A 20,344-nucleotide genomic window follows, 5' to 3' on the forward strand; every position below is an offset into this window, starting at 1 on the left:
TCGATGGTGAATCGCGGATGAGGTACACATCACACTCCCGGTCCGGTACACCCCCTCTACGAGGAGATACACCATGGCAATCGAGCTCAATCAGATCTGGGACTTCCCGATCAAGGAGTTCCACCCCTTCCCCCGCGCGCTGATGGGTGTCGGCGCCCACGACATTCTCGGCGTCGAGGCCAAGAACCTCGGATTCAAGCGTGCGCTGCTGATGACCACCGGCCTGCGTGGCTCCGGGATCATCGAGGAACTGATCGGCAAGATCGAGTACCAGGGTGTCGAGGTCGTCCTCTACGACAAGGTCGAGTCCAATCCCAAGGACTACAACGTCATGGAAGCGGCCGCGCTCTACCAGAAGGAGAAGTGCGACTCGATCATCTCCGTCGGTGGCGGCTCGAGCCACGACGCCGCGAAGGGTGCCCGTGTCGTGATCGCCCACGACGGTCGCAACATCAACGAATTCGAGGGTTTCGCGAAGTCCACCAACAAGGAGAACCCGCCGCACATCGCCGTGTCGACCACGGCAGGCACCGGCTCCGAGACGTCCTGGGCCTACGTCATCACCGACACCTCCGACATGGACCACCCACACAAGTGGGTCGGATTCGACGAGGCCACGATCGTCACCCTCGCGATCGACGACCCGCTGCTCTACTACAGCTGCCCCCAGCACTTCACCGCGTACTGCGGCTTCGACGTCCTCGCCCACGGCTCCGAGCCGTACGTCTCCCGGCTGGACTTCGCGCCGTCGCTCGGCAACGCGTTGTACTCGATCGAGCTCGTTGCGAAGCACCTGCGCGAGGCGGTCTTCGAACCGCGCAACCTCAAGGCGCGCGAAGGCATGATGAACGCCCAGTACATCGCCGCGCAGGCCTTCAACTCCGGCGGCCTCGGCATCGTGCACTCCATCTCGCACGCCACCTCGGCCTTCTTCGACAGCCACCACGGACTCAACAATGCGATCGCCCTGCCGCGGGTATGGGAGTACAACCTGCCCTCCCGGTACGAGCACTACGCCCGCATCGCCGGCGCGATGGGCGTGGACACCCGCAACATGACCACCGTCCAGGCCGCCGACGCGGCGGTCGAAGCGGCGATTCGCCTCGCGAAGGACGTCGGTATCCCCGACAACTTCGGTCAGGTGCGGGTCGACTCGTACGAGAAGAACCGCATGAACACCGGTAAGTACGCCGGTCGCGGCGAGGTCATCACCGGGGACGAGAAGACCGTCCGGGCCATCTCCGAGCACATCCAGGACGACTGGTGCACCCCGGGCAACCCCCGCGAGGTCACGGTCGACTCGATGATCCCGGTCGTCGACCACTGCATCAACCGGTCCTACTGAGAACCCGTGCTCCCGGGGCGGCCCCTGCGCCCCGGGAGCACCCTGCTCCGCTGCGACCACGCCAGAAGAAGGAGACCCCGGATGACCCCGTTCGCCTCGGGCGCCGACCTGAAGGATGCGCTGCGCCGGCACGACTACATCGCCGACGACGAATTCGCGACCGTCGTGCACCTCGCCACCGCACTCGAGCGGCCCTTGCTGCTCGAAGGGCCCGCCGGGGTCGGCAAGACCGAGCTGGCCAAGGCGCTCGCAGCGGTCGGGGGCCGGAAACTGGTGCGGCTACAGTGCTACGAAGGGCTCGACGACAGCCGCGCCCTGTACGAGTGGGACTACGCCAAGCAATTGCTGCACGTGCAGATGCTGCGCGACCGCATCGGTGAACTGCTCGCCGGTCACGCCGACCTCGCGGCTGCGTCGAAGTTCCTCGCGCAGCAGGATTTCGGTCTGTACTCCGAGACATTCCTGTCGGTCCGTCCGCTGCTCGAGGCCGTCCTCTCCGAGGAGCCGGTGGTCCTGCTCGTCGACGAGGTGGACCGCACCGAGGAGTCCATGGAAGCGCTGCTGCTCGAGGTGCTCGCGGAACGGCAGGTGACGATCCCCGAGGTCGGCACGTTCACCGCCCGGTCCACACCGTGGGTGATCCTGACCTCCAACGACACTCGCGAGTTGTCGCCGGCACTCAAGCGTCGCTGCCTGCACTACCACGTCGGCTACCCGACACCGGAACGCGAACGCGAGATCGTCACCGCGCGGGTACCGGATGTACGACCGGGAACGGCCCACCAGATCGTCGATCTGTCCCGGACCCTGCGGGATCTGCCGCTGCGCAAGAGCCCGTCGATCTCGGAGGTCATCGACGCGGCGCGTGCCGCTACGGTGATGGGACACGATGCCGGCGACCCGGATTCGCTGGGCGGCATGCGCGACGTGCTGTTGGCGACGTTGCTCAAGTACACCGGCGACGTCGACCTCGCGAAGGCCCGGCTCGGCGGCGCGGGAGCGGGAACCGTCGTAGCAGAACCGATTGTGTCGGAACCGGTTCCGTCGAGCGAACGGGTGACGGTCGCATCACGCCCGGCGAACACCACGACCGCCGTCTTCCGGGGCCGCGGCGGTGGCGGCCGCGACGCCGCGGGCAGCGGACTGCGGGGGTGACCCCGCGATGCACACATCCCGGGCGACACGGGTGCACACACCCCGGGCGACGCGGGTGACCGCTCTCGACGAGCGCCGCCCCCGGTACGTGCTCGACGTCGTCGCGGCGGTCTTCGGAATGCTGCTGCGCCGCCACGGTGTCGCGGCGTCGCCGGCCGAGAGCATCGAGGTGCGTCGGGTGCTCGACATGGTTCCCGTCCACGAAAGGGACGTGCTGCGCGCGTGCCTGCGGGCGGTGTGCGCCAAGTACCCGCACGAGCGGGCCGGTTTCGAGCGCGCGTTCGACGAACTGTTCGGGGCCGTCGACGCCGCGGTCGCCGCGACCGGCGGTGGGCCTGCCCGGGCACAGTTCGCGGAGTCGCTGCCGGCGGCGCTCGAGATCGGCGACGATCCGAGCGTCGCGCGCTACGCCGAGTACAACGAACGCGCAGCCGAGGTCGGCGACCATTTCGACACCCCGGAGGCGCGCAAGGGCTTCAATCCGCACAAGGACGACGACGATGTCTCGATGACGTCCTCCGACGCCGACCTGTCGGTGGACACCGGCGCGGACTCGGGTCGTCGGGGCGTCACCTACACCGTCGACGTCGAGAATGCGGCGACCACGACGGTGGGCGATCTGTCCGGTGAGCCGGGGGCCGCGGTCGTCGGATCGCTGTCCTGGGACGATCCGGCGTCGATCCTCGCGTGGCTCGACGCCTACGACCCGCACCGCACGTACGGGGGAGAGGTCGCCGACGAACCCCTCTCCGCATCCCAGCTCGCGCGCCTCGTCGACGCCGTCGAGGCGTTCGTCGCGTCCCTCGCCGCTGCGGTGCCGGGGACCGAACGGGTCGAGGCACCCGAATCGCACGACGCCGCCGGCATCGACCGCGCCGAGATCGAACTCGCGTGCCACGAAGTGTTGCGCCGCATGCGCGGTCCCGTCCGTCCCCATCCGCGTGAGCGGACCCGCGGGCGACTCGACATGCGCAGGACGGCCCGGGCGGGAATGCGCACCGACGGGGTGCCGTTCAGGCTCGTCGTCCGGGCGCCCCGTCCCGATCGGGTGCGGCTGCTCGTCCTCGCCGATGTCTCGCTGTCGGTACGTCCGATCACCGCGTTCACGCTCCGGCTCGCCCAGGCGATGCACGGGCGGGCGCACCGGAGCCGGGTGGTCGCCTTCGTCGATCGTCCGGTGGACGTGACGACACAGTTGCTCGCCGCCGGCGGCGACGGTGCCCTCGCAGCCGTACTCGCCCATCCCGCAGTCGATCTCGAAGCGAGTAGCGACTACGGCAGGATGTTCGACGAACTGCTCGCCGAACATTCCGGATCGATCGACCGCCGGACGTCGGTACTGGTCGTGGGGGACGGGCGCTGCAACGGCCTGCCCCCGCGCGTCGATCGGCTCGAGGAACTTCGTCGCCGGGTGCACCGTCTTGCGTGGATCACGCCGGAACCGGAGCGGTACTGGACACAGGCGACCTGCGCGATGCCCGACTACGCCGAGCTGTGCGATGAGGTGGTGGTGGCCCGCGACGGCGCGCAACTGCTCGCGAAGGCCGCCGAACTCGGCCACGCACTGCGGTGAGCGGCCGGGTCCGGAAACCTCAGTGCGAGGTGGTCTCCTGAGCCAGAGCTTCCTCGAGTTGCTCGAACCCTTCGGTCAGGCCCGTCTCCATGCCCGATTCCGCCATGCCGTCGCGGGCCTCCATGCTCGGGTACACCGAATGTCCCACGAGTTTGCATCGTCCGTCGCCGAGATCGACGAAGGTGAGAGTCTCCAGGCTCACGACATCCGGGAATCCGAGATATTCGAAGGTCTGGACGATGAAGTCGTTGTCGCGCACGGTGTGGAAGACGCCGGCGAAGCGGTAGCTTCCGCTGTCGTCCGTGTGTTCGTAGCGGTACGCGCCTCCGGTGCGGAAGTCGAACTGCTCGATCTTGATCTCCATTCCCCGCGGCCCGAGCCAACGGGCGATGAGGTCGGGATCCTTGTGGGCGCGGAAGACGTCCGCGACCGGGAAATCGAATTCCCGCTCGTAGTCGATGAAGGGGACGCCTTCCGGGACCGAGAGGGTGAGTGCGTTGCTCATGACAGTCCTCCGGTTTCGGGGCGTCACGCGCCCCTGTCTTGTCGGGCACTGCGATGGGTGTCGGCCGCTTCCCGGGCCAGCGCGGCGTCGAGATCGCGGAACTGCTGCTCCTTCACCAACCGGTAGCGGTCGATCCATGAGGTCAGCATCTCCAGCCGTGCGGGATTCAGATGGACGGGCCGGCGCTGGGCGTCGCGCGTGCGCGTGACGAGACCGGCGTGTTCGAGCACCCGAATGTGTTTCGAGATCGCCTGTGTGGTGATCGCGAAGGGTTCCGCGAGTTCGGTGACCGTGGCAGGGCCCCGGCTGAGCCGGGCGACGATGCGGCGACGGACCGGATCGGCCAGGGCGGTGAACGCCAGGTCGAGGGCGGTGTCGTCCGCTTCGTCGTCGAACACGGTCGCCTCCGATTTGTGAACCTTCCGGTTTATCAACCATCCGGTTGCATAAAGAATGCTCCCCGATTCTTGTCGTGTCAAGAGCAGATGAACGGATCACGGGCGAATTCCCTACGGGCCCTCCCATGCCCGGTTACGGTCGGTGAATGGTCCAGCCCCCGAGAGTCCGGTCCTGTGTCCGCACGGCCTTCGCCACGGCCGTCTCGATCGCACTCCTCGGCGCGTGTACACCCGCGTCCGGCGATACGGAATCGGGCAGCGCCCCCGACGTGCAGGAGACCGCAGCAGCCGCGACCTGCACCGCGGAACCGAACGGCACCCCGGTCACCGACATGCAGCAACCGGCGGAGACCGGGGATCGCGACATCTCGACGAACCCCGAGATCGCGACCGGTTATCGCGCCGGCATGACCGCAGTGACCGCCTCCTCCTATGCCGTGTCGACGGCCAACCCGGCGTCCACCGAGGCGGCGTGCGAGGTCCTGCGCGACGGCGGGACCGCCGCCGACGCGCTCGTCGCCGCCCAGATGGTCCTCGGTCTCGTCGAACCGCAGTCGTCGGGCATCGGCGGCGGAGCCTTCCTGGTGTATTACGACGCCGAGTCCGGCGAGGTGACGGCGTACGACGGTCGCGAGACGGCACCGATGTCCGCGACCGAGAACTACCTGCGCTGGATCAGCGACACCGACCGCACCGAGCCCCGGCCCGATGCGCGCGCCAGCGGCCGGTCGATCGGCGTGCCCGGCGCCGTACGGATGCTCGAGAAGGTCCACGAGAAGCACGGACGCACCGCCTGGAACGAGTTGTTCCGCCCCGCCATCGATCTCGCCGACCGGGGCATCGTGATCAGCGACCGCCTGGCGCAGTCGATCGCCGATTCCGCCCCACAACTCGCGGTCGACGACGAGGCCCGCGCCTACTTCCTGCAGTCCGACGGCTCGCCCAGGCCGGCCGGTGAGACCCTCACGAATCCCGCTATGTCCAAGACGCTCTCGGCGATCGCCACCGGTGGCGCGGACGCCTTCTACACCGGCGACATCGCGGCCGGCATCGTCGAGGCCACCGGAACCGACTCCGGTGGACGTACACCCGGAACGATGACCCTCGAGGACCTTGCCGCCTACGAGGCGAAGGAACGGCAACCTCTGTGCACTCCCTACCGCGAGTACGAGATCTGCGGCATGCCCAACCCGTCCTCGGGTGGCATGGCGGTCGCAGCGACGCTCGGCATCCTGGACAACTTCGACCTCGCGTCGTTGCCCCCGGCCGACGTCGACGCCGACGGCGGCGTGCCCGACGCCGATGCGGTGCACCTGATCTCCGAGGCAGAACGACTCGCGTACGCCGACCGCGACAAGTACGTCGCCGACGCCGATTTCGTCCCCCTGCCGGGCGGTTCGCTCGACACCCTCGTGAACCCGGACTACCTGTCCCGACGCGCCGGGCTGATCGACCCGGGAAAGAGCATGGGCACGGCGCAACCCGGCGACTTCGGTCCGGTCCCGCTGGGCATGCCGCCGCAGAGTCCCGAATACGGCACCAGCCACATCTCGGTCGCCGACAGCTACGGCAACGTCGCATCGATGACGACCACGATCGAATCGGCGTTCGGCTCGTTCCACATGGTCGACGGCTTTCTGCTCAACAACCAGCTCACCGACTTCTCGGCCGAACCGGTCGACGAGGAGGGGCTGCCCGTCGCCAACCGCGTCGAGCCGGGCAAGCGGCCGAGGAGCTCGATGGCCCCGACGCTCGTCTTCGAACGCACACCCGACGGTGGTCGCGGTGGCATCCACATGGTGGTCGGTTCGCCGGGCGGCTCGGTGATCATCCAGTTCGTCGTCAAGACGCTCGTGAACACCCTCGACTGGGGACTCGACCCGCAGCAGGCCGTCTCGGCCGTGTCGTTCGGCGCCGCCAACACCCCCGTCACCGGGGTGGGTGGCGAACATCCGGCGATCGACGGTGCCGATGACGGAGCGAACGACTCGCTCGTACAGCAGCTACGCGACATGGGCCACGAGGTGTCCGTCGCCCCGCAGTCCAGTGGCCTGAGCGCGCTGCTGCGTCAGGGCGAGGGGTGGGTCGGAGGAGCCGACCCGCGCCGCGAGGGCGCGGTGATGGGTGATACCGGCGGGCAGTGATGTCTTCGGCGCAGTGATGCTTCGACGCGGACGGAGCCGGCGCCGTGACCTACCCTGTCGGGTAGGTGCCGACCCCGCCATCGGTCCGGTGCGCCCCGTGCCCGCTCCGTCCGAGAACTCGCGCACCGTAAGCTGTATCACACAGGTGCGTGGATCGTCAGGAGCGAACAGTGGCCGTCGTCATGCCGGGACACCAGAACACGACCCATCCCCGTGCTTCCGCGACCCCTCGGGACGGCCATCACGGTACGGGTCCCGCTCTGGTCAAGTTCCACGCCCCCGAGATCGTCTTCGGGGAGGGCTCGCTCGTCGAGGCCGCGCATGCCGCCGTCCGGCTCGGAGGCCTCCGCCCCATGCTCGTGACCGATCCGGGACTGATCGAGGCCGGTTGGGTCGACGAACTCCTGAACCACCTACGCGATCAGGGGGTCGAACCCACCGTGTGGGCCGGCCTGACCCCCAACCCGAAGGACCACGAGGTCGCGGCCGGACACGAGCTGTACCGGGCGCGGGGCTGCGATGTTCTCGTCGCGCTGGGCGGAGGTTCGGTGATCGACGCTGCCAAGGGTGTCGCGATCCTCGCCGCCAACGGCGGCAACATCCTCGACTACGAGGGAGTCGACCGCGCGCCACTGCCCATCCCGCCGATGGTCATGGTGCCGTCGACGTCCGGTACGGGAGCCGACGTCTCCCAGTTCTGCGTGGTCACCGACACCGCGCGCGGCAGCAAGATCACCATCATCGGCCGGTCGCTCGTCCCCGACCTGACGGTGATCGATCCGCGCCTGCTCACCACCATGCCCGACGACCTCAACGCCGCCACCGGACTCGACGCCCTCACCCACGGCATCGAGGCGTTCGTCTCCCGTGCCCACAACCCGCTCACCGACCACCACGCGCTGCGGGCCGTCGGCATGGTCACCGGCACGCTCGTGCGCACCATCGAGGACCCGACCTTCATGCCCGCCCGCGCCACCATGGCGCACGCGAGTCTCGAGGCGGGACTCGCGTTCACCAACGCGATCCTCGGCGCGGCCCACGCGATGAGCCACCAGGTCGGCGGTCTGCTCGATCTGCCGCACGGCGTCATCAACGGGGTGCTGCTGCCGCACGTCATCCGGTTCAACGGTGCCGACGATCCCGAGCCGTTCGTCCAGGTCGCGGCGACCCTCGGTCTCGAGGAGGCGCGCGGCGCCGCACCCGCCGCCGTCGAGGCGGTCGCCTCGAGCATCGACGATCTCGCCCGGCAGGTGGGTGTGCCGCGCGGACTGCGGCAACTCGGCGTGCGGGAGGAAGACCTCCCGCGACTCGCCGAGGGCGCCCTGCGCGACGCGTGCATGTCGACGAATCCGCGCACCGCGACCCGCGACCAGATGATCGACTTGTTCCGGACGGCGATGTGAGTGCTCCCGACCTGTCGGCACTGACCGGGCTCCGCTCCGGGAAGTCGACCTTCTATCCGCAGTACCGCGGCGCCGCCGAGCGGCTCGAACGCGTCGTCCACGCCCTCGAGCTGATCTCGCGGGCGCTGGTGCGCACCGTCGAGGGACCGGAGACGCTCATCTGCGCCGTCGCCGAGGCCGCCCGCGCGCACCTGAGCGCGACGTGGGTGGCCTTCGCCCTCGCCGACGGTGTACTGCCCGACGCCGGGCCGCGCCGGCTTGTGCTCGGCCCCGACGCCACCCCCTTCCTCGTCGACGATGTCGAGGGACCACCTCTGCCCGACGAGGTCGTCGCACTGCTCGACGCCGTGCGCACGGGTGCCGTCGAGCGGCACGAACTCGTCGAGAACCACCACGCGTTCGTGCCCATCGTCCTGGACGGGGGAGTCGCCGGCGCCATCGCCGCGTGGACGCCGGAGCACCGGTCCCTCGACACCACCGACCGTGCCGTCCTGTCGATCCTCGCCAGTCAGACCGCGGTCGCGCTGCAGAACTCCGCGCTCTACCAGCGCGGGCAGCTCCTCCTCGAACGCGCCGAACAGGCCTACCGCGAGGCGAATCGCGCCGCCGCCGACCTGCAGGCACGCAACGAGGAACTCGAAGCGACCCTGAAGAAACTCGCCCTCACCCAGCGGCAACTCGGGGTGGCCCATCGGAACCAGGCCCTCGACGAGGAACGCCACCGCATCGCCCGCGAACTCCACGACAGCGTCACCCAGGCCGTGCTGTCCGCAGGTATGCAGATCGAGGTGTGCCGCAGCGACATCCCCGGCGCCGAGCGCAGCGAACGGCTCGACCTCGCCAAGGAACTCACGCGCGGCGCCGTCGAGCAGTTGCGGTCGGCGATCTACGCGCTGAACCGGCCGTCCGATTCCGAACGGATGTCGTTGCCGGAGATGCTCGAACAGCTCAGCGTCGCCCACATGCCGGGCGAACTCGAAGTGAGGACGAGGATGGGTGGCACGCCGGTCGAGCTGACCGGCGAGGCCGAGCACGCCCTCCTGCGAATCGCAGGCGAAGCGCTGTTCAACGCGGCGGTCCACGCCAACGCGAGTCGCGTGGTGCTCCGGCTCAGCTACGGACGCGACGCGGTCCTGCTCTCTGTGGCCGACGACGGCGACGGCGACCCGGCACGTCTGCGGGTGATGCTGCGACTCGCCGCCAACGACCTCGACGGGAGCCATCGCGGTCTCGCGAACATGCAAGCGCGCGCCCGGGAACTCGGTGGCACCCTCGAGGTGCGCCGTTCCAGGTTCGGCGGAGTGCGGATCGCGGCCCGGATCCCGTTGCAGGACAATGCTGTAGTTCAACAGGTGGGAGAACCGTCATGACCGTCACGCCGCCGCAGGCAATCCCGCAGGCTCGGCCCGGCACGGTGCGTATCGCACTCGTCGACGACCACGCGATCCTCCGCCAGGGACTTCGTTCGATCCTCGACCGAGAACCGGATCTCGAAGTGGTGGGGGAGGCCTCCACGGACGCGGAAGCTCTCCTGCTCGTCGACCGCATGCGTCCCGACATCGTGCTGCTCGACCTCAAGCTCTCGGCCGGATCGGACTTCGAAGGGTTGGGGCTGTGCGGCCGGTTGTCCTCCGCGCATCCGGGGATCGGCCTGCTCGTGCTCACCACCTTCCTCGACGAACAACTCGTCGTGCGGGCGGTGCACGCCGGTGCTCGCGGTTACGTCGTCAAGGACGTCGACACCACCGAACTGGTGCGCGCCATCCGTGCGGTCTCCCGTGGTGAGAGCGCCTTCGACTCGCGCAGTGCGGCTGCGGTGGTGCGATCGCTCAACGGGCAGGGTGCTCCCACGGAGCAGTTGACCGGCCGCGAACTCGAAGTGCTGAAGCTCCTCGCCGCCGGTCTGTCGAACGTCAAGATCGGTGAGGAGCTGTTCATCTCGGCCACCACCGTGAAGTTCCACGTCAGCAACATCATGCGCAAGCTCGGTGTGAGTCGGCGGGCTGAGGCGGTCTACGCGGCGAGCAAACAGGGCCTCATCTGAGGCCTCTCGTCAGCGGTCGCCCGAGACGGAGGAATGCAACGGCACGAGCACCGACAGTGCTCCGGTGCACACGAGCAGGCACAGTAGCGGCCCGCCCCGAAGAATCTGACCGGTGACCTCCCGAATCCGTCGGCTCAGATCGTCGCCCGGCGGTGCGGCAAGCACGATCGCGGGGTGGGTCCTCGACCGGGCTGCGGCGACGAGAAGGCATTCCTCCGATGTGGTGAGTACCGGAATATCGTTCACGCCGTCGGTCTTTCCGATCGCCACGGCGTCGTAATCGGAGTCGTCCGTGTCGTCGTGATAGACGAGCAGTCGCACGTCCGGACGCTCGGGAATCGGACGGCAGTCCATCACCAGGCCGGACGAACCGGCCTTCTTCCTGTCCTCGGAGCAGTGGGGGAGGACGACACGACGTGAGGTCCAGCTGAAGTGGCTCTCGACGTTCTCGTTCATCGTGCCACCTCCTTCCGGCTACACCCGGTATTCGTCACCGGGATGTGGGCGGATGGGTGACGGGATCAGTCGATGACGAGCCACCCACCGTGGTGTTCGAACACCTCGAATGGACGCCCCGTGCTGCGTCCGAGTGCCTCCAACGCGGACAGGTCGAAGGTGCGCACGTGCCCGTGGCAGGCCGTCGCCTCGTCCTCGAACGGCACCGCGACGACGACCCGCTCCCGGGCGATTCGCAGCGCCTCGCGGAGGATCGTGGCACCCACGGCGGCGTCCACGTGCTCGAGGAGGTGGATGGCGGTCACGGTGTCGGCGCTGTCGTCGGGCACCGGTACGTTCGCCGCGTCGCACACGAGCGTATCGACGTGCAGTCCCAGTCGCGGCGCGACGGCATCGAGCAGGCGCATGGTGCCGGGCAGGATGTCGGTGGCGGTGACCGCGGTACCGGCGGCAGCGAGCCGCAGCGGAAGGAAGCCGAAGCACGAGCCGAGGTCGACCACGTCGCCGCGCACGAGTTCGGCGGCCTTGTCGTGAATGGGCGCGAAATCTGCTGTGCCGTCGAGCAGTTCGCCGAGAGAGTTGCGGTAGTAGGTGACCCAGGAGTCGAGGGCGCCGGGCACCGCGGAACGGACGATCCCCACCATCGTCAGTTCGAACTCGTCCTGGCCGAAGGCGACGTCCTGGATCGACGCGGTCACTTCGGCGACGAGGCGTTCGCTGATCTGCTCCGCGGTGAGCGAATGTGTGACGTGGAGCCGGTCGGCGTCGCGCCGGACGTTCAGCACTGTCACACCCGACGTACCGTCGGGCAGCGGTCCGGCGGGCACGCGTTCGACCGTCACATGGTCGTGTGTCCACAGACCCGGGCTGCAGGGAGCGAGCGAATCGAGCACGGTCATTGTTTCGCAACCTTTTTCGGAGGCGTGGAAGGGGATTTCAGGTCACTGTAGTCGAGGCCTGCGGTCAGTGTCCGCATCCCGGCGGTGAGGAATTCGTGCAGATCCGATCCGGGTTCGTCGAGCCAGGCCTCGTAGGCGGAGATCGCGACGCCGAGCAGTAGGTAGCCGACGGTGCGGGGGATGTGGTCGTCGGGTTCGGTCCCGATACGGCGGGCGACGAACTCGGCGACGACCCGTCTCCACCCCTGGTACATCACCGACGAATAACCCTGGAGTGCGGGCGTGTGCAGGATCAGACCCATCCGTGCCCGGTGCCGTTCGGCCTCACTGTCGGGGAAGGTGTTGAAATCGTGCAAGGCGGTGGTCAGCGCGTCGGAGAGCGGGACGTCCTCGGGGATCGCCTCGAGGCTCGCGCGCATGCCGGCGAGATGGTCGTCGAAGTTTCCCCAGGCCAGCTCGTTCTTCGAGGGGAAGTACCGGAAGAAGGTGCGGCGGGCGATGCCGGCGGCCTCGGCGATGTCGTCGATGCTCGTCTCGTCGAATCCGGCCTCCATGAACAGTTCGATGCCGAGAGCGGCGAGCTCCTCCTTCGACGTGGACGGGCGTCGACCTACCCGAGCGGACGGTTTCCGTCGGCTGCGCGTCATTGTTTTCTCCCCGTAGTGACATTCTGCACTCGATGCCATTACAGTGGTGAACCGGCTCACAAAGCAAGCCCGCTGTGAAGCCGGGCTCCGATTCCGGAGAGAGAAAATCCGAGGAGGAAACATGTCCGATCGTGACAACGCAGTGATCGACTCCGATCTGATCGAGGAGTCTCTCGTCGAAGAGGTCTCCATCGACGGCATGTGCGGCGTGTACTGACATGACCGCGCCCGGAGCCACCGACGTGTCCCCCGAAGCTGTGGACACAGCAACGTTCGATCCGGGTGCCACCTGGCGGCTCCACCCGCAGGTAGCGCTTCGCCCCGAACCTTTCGGGGCGTTGCTCTACCACTTCGGCACCCGCAAGTTGTCGTTCCTGAAGAACACCGTGATCGTCGAGGTCGTCCGATCCCTCGGAGACCACAGCTCGGTGCGAGAAGCGTTGCGAGCGCACGGGATCGACGAGACCGCCGAGCGGCCCTATGTACGTGCCCTCGGCACCCTGGCCGACTCGCACATGATCGTTCCTGCCTGACGCCGCTCGTTTCTGCCCGACGCCCGAAGGACCAGCCCATGACTTCGCTGCTCGAACCGCCCACCACCGCCGCCCCCAAGGTCGGTCGCCTCGTCGACCAGTTCGAGAAGGGCCTCGACGCCCCGATCTGCCTGACCTGGGAGTTGACCTACGCCTGCAATCTGTCGTGCGTGCACTGCCTGTCCTCGTCCGGCAAACGCGACCCGCGTGAACTGTCGACCGAACAGTGCAAGGCGATCATCGACGAACTGCAGCGTATGCAGGTCTTCTACGTCAACATCGGCGGCGGTGAACCGACGGTGCGCTCGGACTTCTGGGAGCTCGTCGACTACGCCACCGAACACCAGGTGGGCGTGAAGTTCTCGACCAACGGGGTGCGCATCGACAAGAAGGTCGCTGCTCGCCTGGCCGCCTCCGACTACGTCGACGTGCAGATCTCCCTCGACGGCGCGACCGCTGAGGTCAACGACGCGGTGCGCGGGCCGGGCTCGTTCGCGATGGCCGTGCGCGCCCTGGAGAACCTGTCCGAGGCCGGTTTCCGCGATGCGAAGATCTCCGTGGTCGTCACGCGCCAGAATGTCGACCAGCTCGACGAGTTCAAGGCCCTCGCCGACAAGTACGGTGCGACCCTGCGCATCACCCGGCTGCGCCCGTCGGGTCGCGCGGTGGACGTGTGGGACGATCTGCATCCCACCCACGAGCAGCAACGGCAGCTCTACGACTGGCTCGTCGCCCACGGCGAGGGTGTCCTGACGGGTGATTCGTTCTTCCACCTGTCCGCTTTCGGCGGTGAGGGTGGCGGCTCGCTGCCCGGGTTGAACCTGTGCGGCGCGGGACGGGTGGTGTGCCTGATCGACCCGGTCGGCGACGTCTACGCGTGCCCGTTCGCGATCCACGACAACTTCCTCGCCGGCAACATCCTCACCGACGGGGGGTTCTCCTCGGTGTGGAAGAACTCCGAGCTGTTCCGCGAACTGCGCGAGCCTCAGTCCGCCGGCGCATGCGCGTCGTGCAATTTCTACGACTCCTGCCGCGGCGGGTGCATGGCCGCGAAATTCTTCACCGGTCTGCCGATGGACGGCCCCGATCCCGAATGTGTGCAGGGCTACGGGCAATCCGCACTCGAGGGCGAACGCACCGTGCCGCAGTCGAGTGTCGACCACTCGCGTACCGGCAAACGCGCCGAGCGCCGCACCCCGGCCGCCCCCGTGCCGCTGACCCTGCTGACCAAACCCCCCGCCAAGTTCTGCGACGAGAACCCGCTCGCAGGTCTGTAGATTTCGAGGAGACTCGTCATGGCCAAACCTTCCTGGTTGAAGAACCCCTGGGCGACCGACCCGTGGTTCGAGACCGTCGCGGTCGCGCAGCAACGCGCGCGTAAGCGTCTGCCCAAGTCCGTATACGGCGCCCTGGTCGCCGGGTCCGAGGCCGGTATCACGGTCGACGACAACACCACAGCTTTCCGCGAACTCGGTTTCGCCCCGCATGTGGCGGGACTGTCCGACAAGCGCGAGATGGGCACGACCATCATGGGCCAGAACGTGTCGCTGCCCGTGATGATCTCGCCGACCGGCGTGCAGGCCGTGCACCCGGACGGGGAGGTCGCCGTGGCCCGCGCCGCCGCAGCACGCGGCACCGCGATGGGATTGAGTTCGTTCGCCTCGAAGTCCGTCGAGGAGGTCGCGGCGGTCAACGACAAGACCTTCTTCCAGATGTACTGGGTGGGCAGCCGCGATGTGCTGATCCAGCGCATGGAACGCGCCCGCGCCGCCGGCGCGAAGGGTCTGATCATGACCCTGGACTGGTCGTTCTCCAACGGCCGAGACTGGGGCAGCCCGGCGATCCCGGAGCGGATGAACCTCGAGGCGATGATCAAGTTCGCGCCCGAGGGCATCACCCGCCCGAAGTGGATGCTCGAATGGGCCCGGTCGTTCGGACTGCCGGATCTGACCACCCCGAATCTGACCCCGCCCGGTGGGCAGGCCCCGACCTTCTTCGGCGCCTACGGCGAGTGGATGACCACCCCGCTGCCGACCTGGGAGGATGTCGCGTGGCTGCGCGAACAGTGGGGTGATGCGCCGTTCATGCTCAAGGGTGTGATGCGGGTCGACGATGCCAAGCGCGCCGTCGATGCCGGGGTCACCGCGATCTCGGTGTCCAATCACGGCGGCAACAATCTCGACGGCACCCCGGCGCCGATCCGGGCGTTGCCGGCGATCGCCGAGGCGGTGGGCAAGGATGTCGAGGTGCTGCTCGACGGTGGCATCCGTCGCGGCAGCGATGTCGTCAAGGCCGTCGCGCTCGGTGCGAGGGCGGTGCTCATCGGCCGCGCCTACTTGTGGGGTCTGGCGGCGAACGGTCAGGCCGGTGTGGAGAACGTCCTCGACATCCTGTCCGGCGGAATCGGTTCCGCCCTGATGGGCCTGGGCAAGAACTCGATCCACGAGCTGACCCCGGACGATGTGTTCGTGCCGGACGGGTTCCGCCGCGACCTCGGCATCTGACCGAACAGACGGTATGAGCCCCGCGCTCACCGAACCGATCACCCTCGCCGGACGCACTGCTCCGACGAGGGTGATCTTCGGTCCGCATGTCACGAATCTCGGTGACGGACGGTCGTTCTCGGACCGGCACATCGCGTACTACGCGCGACGTGCTCACGGTGGGTGCGGGATCGTCGTGACGGAGACCGCGTCGGTGCACCCGCTCGACCACCCCTACGAACGCGCGCCGCTCGCCGAACACTGTGGCGGCGGATACCGGCGGGTCGCCGAAGCCTGCCGTCCGCACGGCACACTCGTGCTCGCCGGCCTCGGTCATCGCGGCCTGCAGGGATCGAGCGCGTGGACCCGGGCGCCGTTGTGGGCGCCTTCGCGTGTGCCGGATCCGGCGACACGCGAACTCCCCGCCGAGATGTCCGAGCACGAGATCACAGAACTCGTGGAGTCCTTCGCCCGTGCTGCCGCCGTCGCCGTGGCCGCGGATCTCGACGGGGTGGAACTCGACGCCGGCCCGACTTCGCTGCTGCGGCAGTTCCTCTCGGGACTGACCAATCACCGCGACGACGGATACGGCGACGACCGGTTGCGCCTGCTCCGCGAGGTGATCGTCGCGGTCCGTGCGCAGCTCGGTGCGGACCGCGTTCTCGCACTGCGACTCTCGTGCGACGAGAACGCGCCGTGGGCGGGCGTCACTCCCGACCTCGCCGCCGGATATGTTTCCGCGACCGCCCCGGCGATCGACCTGCTCACCGTGGTGCGCGGCGGGTTGTTCTCTCCCGAGTCGTACCGGCCCGACGCGCACGTCCCGGCCGGGTTCAACGACGAATTGTGTCGGCGCATTCGGGAGGAAGCCGGTAGTGCGGTCCCGATCGTGTTGCAGGGCAGCATCGTCGATGTCGGACACGCGCAACGCGCGCTCGACGGCGGTACGTGCGATCTGGTCGAGATGACCCGCGCTCAGATCGCCGACCCCGACCTCGTCGAGGCCGTCCGCCGTGGTCGCCGGCCGCGTCCCTGCCTGCGCTGCAACCAGGCATGCCTCGTCGACGACTTCCACAATCCGGTCGTGGGTTGCATCGCGAACCCGGAGGCGGGCGACGAGACACGGCATCCGTCCGAACCGGCAGTCGCCGCTCGCGACGTGCTCGTGGTGGGTGCCGGGCCGGGCGGCCTGGAAGCGGCACATGTGGCGGCGACACGCGGTCACCGTGTCGTCCTGGTCGAGGCGACGAACAGGGTCGGTGGCACGGCCGCCGCGGTCTCACACGGCCGCCCCGGCCTCGCGGCGCTCGTCGACTGGCTCGAACAGCAGTGCCGCGAGTCCGGTGTCGACATCCGCACCGGCACCGAGGCCGGCGACGCCGATATCGAGGACGCGCTCGCCGACGGACATGTGGTCGTGCAGGCCACCGGCGGGATTCCTCGTCCACCGGCCTTTCCTGTGACCGTGCCCGAGAACTACGCGACCGCGGTGGAGGTGTTGGCGGGGATCCGCCCGCCGACGCAGCGAGCGGTGGTGTGGGATCCGCTGGGTGGTCCGGTGGCGAGCGCCGTCGTCGACCGTCTCGTGGAAGACGGTGTGGAGGTCCATTACGCGACGAGCGACCTCGTCGCCGGATCACGCCTCGCGCCGACAGGCGATCTCGTCGCTTTCGACGCCCGGATGCAGCGGGCGGGCGTGACGAGACATCTCGGGCGCCGGGTCGGTTCGGTCGACGCCGACGGGATCATGCTCGTCGACCGTGTATCCGGGGAGACCACGCCGGTTTCGGGTGCCGTCCTGGTCGATTGCGCACCGTTGTTGCCGGGCGAAGTAGGCGAACGGCCGGGGGTGTGGTCGATCGGGGATCGGGTGGCCCCGAGAACGATGCGCGACGCGATCCGCGAGGGACACCGGGTGGCCGTGGCGCTGTAACGTGAGGCAGACTGAAACTTGTTCTACTCTGGGTCGACGGGAAGGGCCGACATGGGAGATTTCGACGGCAAGGTCGTCTTCATCACCGGGATCGCACGCGGGCAGGGCCGCAACCACGCCATCCGGTTCGCGCGCGAGGGTGCGTCCGTCATCGGCGTCGACATCGCAGCCCCGGTCTCGGAGTACATCACGTACGAGCAGGCCACCGAGGACGACTTCCACGAGACGGTCCGGCTCGTCGAGGAGGCCGGTGGCAAGATCCTGGCGCGCATCGCGGACGTCCGCGACAGCGTGGCGCTGAAGGCCGTCGTCGACGAGGGGGTCGCCCAGTTCGGGCGGCTCGACGTGGTGGTCGCCAACGCCGGTATCTGTACCTGGAACCGCTTCTGGGAGATGCCCGACGACCAGTTCGAAGAGTTGATCGACATCAACCTCACCGGTGTCTTCAAGACCCTCAAGGCCGCGGCGCCCGCCATGATCGAGGCCGGCAACGGCGGGTCGATCATCGTCGTCAGCTCGGTGGCGGGTCTCAAGGCGATGCCCGGTCAGATCAACTATGCAGCAGCGAAATTCGGCCTCGTCGGTATCACGCAGGCAGCGGCGAAGGAACTCGGTCCCTACCGCATCCGGGTCAACTCCATCCACCCCTACGGTGTGAACACCCCGATGGGCACCGACGTCAGCGTCCTGAAACTGTTCGAGAAGAACCCCTCGTGGGGCCCGAACTTCGTTCCCATCCTCACCGAGAAGCCCGCGGCCGATCCCGACGACATCTCGGAGACCGTGCTGTTCCTCGCCAGTGATCGTGCGTCCACCATCACCGGCAGCCAGATGGCCATCGATCAGGGCAACTCGAAGGTCTGACCATGACGCGCACAGGGACCGGCACCGTTCCACACGCGACGTTGCGAATCGGTCCGGTCACCCTGCGCAACCGCATCGTCTTCCCGGCGCACCTGACCAACTTCTCGGTCGACGGCTCCGTCACCGACCGGCACATCGCGTACTACGAAGCACGGGCACGCGGTGGCGCGGCGATGATCGTCACCGAGGAACACACCGTGCACCCCTCGGACCGGCCGTACGAGAAGCTGATCCGCGGCTGGGATCCGGATGTCGTCACCGGCTACCGCCGGCTCACCGACGCCGTGCACCGGCACGGCACGCGGATCCTCGCGCAGCTCAACCACAACGGCGCGCAGGGCACCTCGATGTACACCGGGTGGCCGCTGTGGGCGCCGAGCCCGGAACCCGACCCGCTCTTCCGCGAGGTTCCGCGCGTCGTGGGGGAATCCGAGATCGCCGAACTCGTCGCGGGCTACGCCGACGTCGCCCGCCGTTGCGCCGACGGCGGTTTCGACGGTGTCGAGATCCAGTGCTCCCAGGCCTCGATCCTGCGTGCCTTCCTCGCACGCGCGACGAACCGTCGCACCGACCACTACGGCGGAGATCTCGCGGGGCGGGCCCGCCTGCTGCTCGAGGTCGTGGCCGCCGTGAGACGGGTCCTCGGCGGCGACCGTGTCGTGGGGGTGCGTCTGACGGGCCACGACGGCACCGACGGCGGTGTCGGTATCGACGACGCCGTGCAGGTCGCGCGGATGCTCGAGGCGAGCGGCGACGTCGACTACCTCAACACGTCCGTCGGCGTCGCGACCGAGACGTTGCATCTGGTCGAAGCCCCGATGTCCACCCCGCACGGCTACTCGCTGTTCGTGCCCGACGCGATCCGGGCCGCGGTGTCGCTGCCGGTCGTCGGGGTCGGGCGCTTCACCCGACCCGAACAGGTCGGTGCGGCGCTCTCCGACGGAGTGTGTGATCTCGTCGGCGCGGTACGGGCGCAGATCGCCGATCCGGACTTCGCGAACAGGGTGCTCTCCGGACGCGGCGATGAGATACGGCCGTGCATCGGCTGCAACCAGGAGTGCATCGGCCGGGTCGGGCTCAACCGTCCCATCTCGTGCGCGGTCAATCCCCACGCCGGCCACGAATCCGACGGACCCGCCGCGATCGCTGCGCCGCAGCGGGTCGTCGTGGTCGGTGGCGGACCGGCGGGATTGCAGGCAGCGGCAACGGCTGCTACCCACGGGCATTCGGTCGTCCTGCTCGAACGGAACCGCCACACCGGCGGTCAGATCCGCGAGGCGGCCGTCGCACCGCACCGCGCCGAACTGCTCGGCGCGGTGACCCACCTCGACGCCGAGTGCCATCGCCGGGGAGTGGAGTTCCGCATGGGTGCGGCCGTCGATGTGCGGATGCTGCGGGCGCTGGCACCCGACGTCGTGATCGTCGCGACAGGAGCGCGGCCACGCCGGCCCGCCTGGGCGGGTTCGTCGGCGCGGGTGAGCGACGTGCGGGACGTGCTCACCGGTCGCGCCACGCCCTCCGGACGCGTCCTCGTGGCCGACGATCTCGGGTTCCATCAGGCGACGTCGGTCGCCGAGCTGCTGGCCGACCGGGGGTGCGCCGTGACGGTGTGCACGCCGGGGATGGTCGTGGGCCAGGACCTCGGTCCGACGCTCGAGCTCGACGGCTGGCTGCGCCGAGCTCACGACAAGCGGATCGGACGGGTCACCGGCGTCGCCGTCGGCGGTGTCGTGGACCTACCGGACGGCACCGAGGTCGCCCTGGTCCACCACGCGACCGGCGAGCGGACGACGCTCACGGTGGACGCGGTCGTCGTCGCCGCACATCAGGAGCCCGTCGACGAGCTGTGGCACGAGCTCTCGGAATGCGGCACGAGGGTGATCCGCGTGGGCGACGCGGTGACGCCCCGGCGCCTGCACGCTGCGGTCCTCGAGGGTGACCGGGCCGCCAGGGAGCTCTAGC

General features: G+C 68.5%; 19 protein-coding genes. 14 read left to right on the forward strand and 5 right to left on the reverse strand.

The window, feature by feature from the left end; translation table 11 throughout:
* The first annotated feature begins 73 nt into the window (after nt 1-73).
* The 3 genes from mdo (at nt 74) to madC (ending at nt 4,073) form a co-directional block, all read left to right on the forward strand.
* The gene (gene mdo / locus GON09_RS24270; protein WP_213934146.1) at nt 74-1,345 is read left to right on the forward strand and encodes an NDMA-dependent methanol dehydrogenase; all 1,272 of its coding nucleotides are present in this window, start codon (nt 74-76) and stop codon (nt 1,343-1,345) included.
* An 81-nt stretch (nt 1,346-1,426) separates the two neighbouring features.
* Nucleotides 1,427-2,500 (forward strand): MadB family AAA-type ATPase, encoded by a 1,074-nt coding sequence (locus GON09_RS24275; RefSeq protein ID WP_213934148.1) that lies wholly within the window; start codon nt 1,427-1,429, stop codon nt 2,498-2,500.
* Between the two features lie 118 nt (nt 2,501-2,618).
* A complete protein-coding gene (gene madC, locus GON09_RS24280; protein WP_244866998.1) occupies nt 2,619-4,073 on the forward strand; it encodes a MadC family VWA domain-containing protein in 1,455 nt (484 codons plus the stop codon).
* Nucleotides 4,074-4,092: 19 nt separating this feature from the next.
* Here the strand turns inward: madC and GON09_RS24285 are convergent, their stop codons facing one another.
* Together GON09_RS24285 and GON09_RS24290 are read right to left on the reverse strand one after the other, a co-directional pair.
* On the reverse strand, nt 4,093-4,578 hold the full coding sequence (locus GON09_RS24285; RefSeq protein WP_213934152.1) for an SRPBCC family protein: 486 nt from the start codon (nt 4,576-4,578) through the stop codon (nt 4,093-4,095).
* A gap of 23 nt (nt 4,579-4,601) precedes the next feature.
* Nucleotides 4,602-4,976 carry an ArsR/SmtB family transcription factor gene (locus tag GON09_RS24290; RefSeq protein ID WP_213934154.1) on the reverse strand — a complete coding sequence of 125 codons (375 nt, stop codon included), beginning with the start codon at nt 4,974-4,976 and terminating at the stop codon, nt 4,602-4,604.
* 146 nt (nt 4,977-5,122) lie between these two features.
* On the opposite strand from GON09_RS24290, the gene ggt reads away from it, so the two are divergent.
* From ggt to GON09_RS24310, 4 genes are all read left to right on the forward strand, one after another.
* Complete coding sequence (gene ggt / locus GON09_RS24295) at nt 5,123-7,120, forward strand: gamma-glutamyltransferase (RefSeq protein ID WP_213934156.1); 1,998 nt, start codon at nt 5,123-5,125, stop codon at nt 7,118-7,120.
* 170 nt (nt 7,121-7,290) lie between these two features.
* Entirely contained in the window at nt 7,291-8,523 is a 1,233-nt protein-coding gene (locus tag GON09_RS24300; protein WP_307854489.1) for an iron-containing alcohol dehydrogenase, read from the forward strand.
* A complete protein-coding gene (locus GON09_RS24305; protein WP_213934157.1) occupies nt 8,520-9,893 on the forward strand; it encodes a MadS family sensor histidine kinase in 1,374 nt (457 codons plus the stop codon). Before GON09_RS24300 ends, GON09_RS24305 begins: the two co-directional genes overlap by 4 nt.
* Entirely contained in the window at nt 9,890-10,567 is a 678-nt protein-coding gene (locus GON09_RS24310) for a MadR family response regulator transcription factor (protein ID WP_213934159.1), read from the forward strand. The genes GON09_RS24305 and GON09_RS24310 overlap by 4 nt, the downstream gene beginning before the upstream one ends.
* Nucleotides 10,568-10,576: 9 nt before the next feature.
* Here GON09_RS24310 and GON09_RS24315 read toward each other — a convergent pair whose 3' ends face one another.
* From GON09_RS24315 to mftR, 3 genes are all read right to left on the reverse strand, one after another.
* Nucleotides 10,577-11,023: a hypothetical protein gene (locus tag GON09_RS24315; protein ID WP_213934161.1), complete on the reverse strand. Its 447-nt coding sequence runs from the start codon at nt 11,021-11,023 to the stop codon at nt 10,577-10,579.
* 65 nt (nt 11,024-11,088) lie between these two features.
* Entirely contained in the window at nt 11,089-11,922 is an 834-nt protein-coding gene (gene mftM, locus GON09_RS24320) for a mycofactocin oligosaccharide methyltransferase MftM (protein ID WP_213934162.1), read from the reverse strand.
* The gene (gene mftR / locus GON09_RS24325) at nt 11,919-12,569 is read right to left on the reverse strand and encodes a mycofactocin system transcriptional regulator (protein ID WP_213934163.1); all 651 of its coding nucleotides are present in this window, start codon (nt 12,567-12,569) and stop codon (nt 11,919-11,921) included. The genes mftM and mftR overlap by 4 nt, the downstream gene beginning before the upstream one ends.
* A 121-nt stretch (nt 12,570-12,690) precedes the next feature.
* On the opposite strand from mftR, the gene mftA reads away from it, so the two are divergent.
* The 7 genes from mftA to GON09_RS24360 are packed head-to-tail and all read left to right on the forward strand — an operon-like array spanning nt 12,691 to nt 20,343.
* The gene (gene mftA / locus GON09_RS24330; protein WP_213934164.1) at nt 12,691-12,786 is read left to right on the forward strand and encodes a mycofactocin precursor MftA; all 96 of its coding nucleotides are present in this window, start codon (nt 12,691-12,693) and stop codon (nt 12,784-12,786) included.
* 1 nt (nt 12,787) lies between these two features.
* The gene (gene mftB, locus GON09_RS24335; RefSeq protein WP_213934165.1) at nt 12,788-13,102 is read left to right on the forward strand and encodes a mycofactocin biosynthesis chaperone MftB; all 315 of its coding nucleotides are present in this window, start codon (nt 12,788-12,790) and stop codon (nt 13,100-13,102) included.
* A gap of 38 nt (nt 13,103-13,140) precedes the next feature.
* Nucleotides 13,141-14,379 (forward strand): mycofactocin radical SAM maturase, encoded by a 1,239-nt coding sequence (gene mftC, locus GON09_RS24340; protein ID WP_213934166.1) that lies wholly within the window; start codon nt 13,141-13,143, stop codon nt 14,377-14,379.
* 18 nt (nt 14,380-14,397) lie between these two features.
* Nucleotides 14,398-15,606: a pre-mycofactocin synthase MftD gene (gene mftD, locus GON09_RS24345; protein WP_213934167.1), complete on the forward strand. Its 1,209-nt coding sequence runs from the start codon at nt 14,398-14,400 to the stop codon at nt 15,604-15,606.
* 13 nt (nt 15,607-15,619) lie between these two features.
* Entirely contained in the window at nt 15,620-17,518 is a 1,899-nt protein-coding gene (locus GON09_RS24350) for a mycofactocin system FadH/OYE family oxidoreductase 1 (RefSeq protein ID WP_213934169.1), read from the forward strand.
* 51 nt (nt 17,519-17,569) lie between these two features.
* Nucleotides 17,570-18,382: a mycofactocin-coupled SDR family oxidoreductase gene (locus GON09_RS24355; protein WP_213934171.1), complete on the forward strand. Its 813-nt coding sequence runs from the start codon at nt 17,570-17,572 to the stop codon at nt 18,380-18,382.
* A 2-nt stretch (nt 18,383-18,384) separates the two neighbouring features.
* A complete protein-coding gene (locus tag GON09_RS24360; protein WP_213934173.1) occupies nt 18,385-20,343 on the forward strand; it encodes a mycofactocin system FadH/OYE family oxidoreductase 2 in 1,959 nt (652 codons plus the stop codon).
* Nucleotide 20,344: the final 1 nt, after the last annotated feature.

The organism is Rhodococcus sp. B50, assembly GCF_013602415.1.
Taxonomy (GTDB): domain Bacteria; phylum Actinomycetota; class Actinomycetes; order Mycobacteriales; family Mycobacteriaceae; genus Rhodococcus.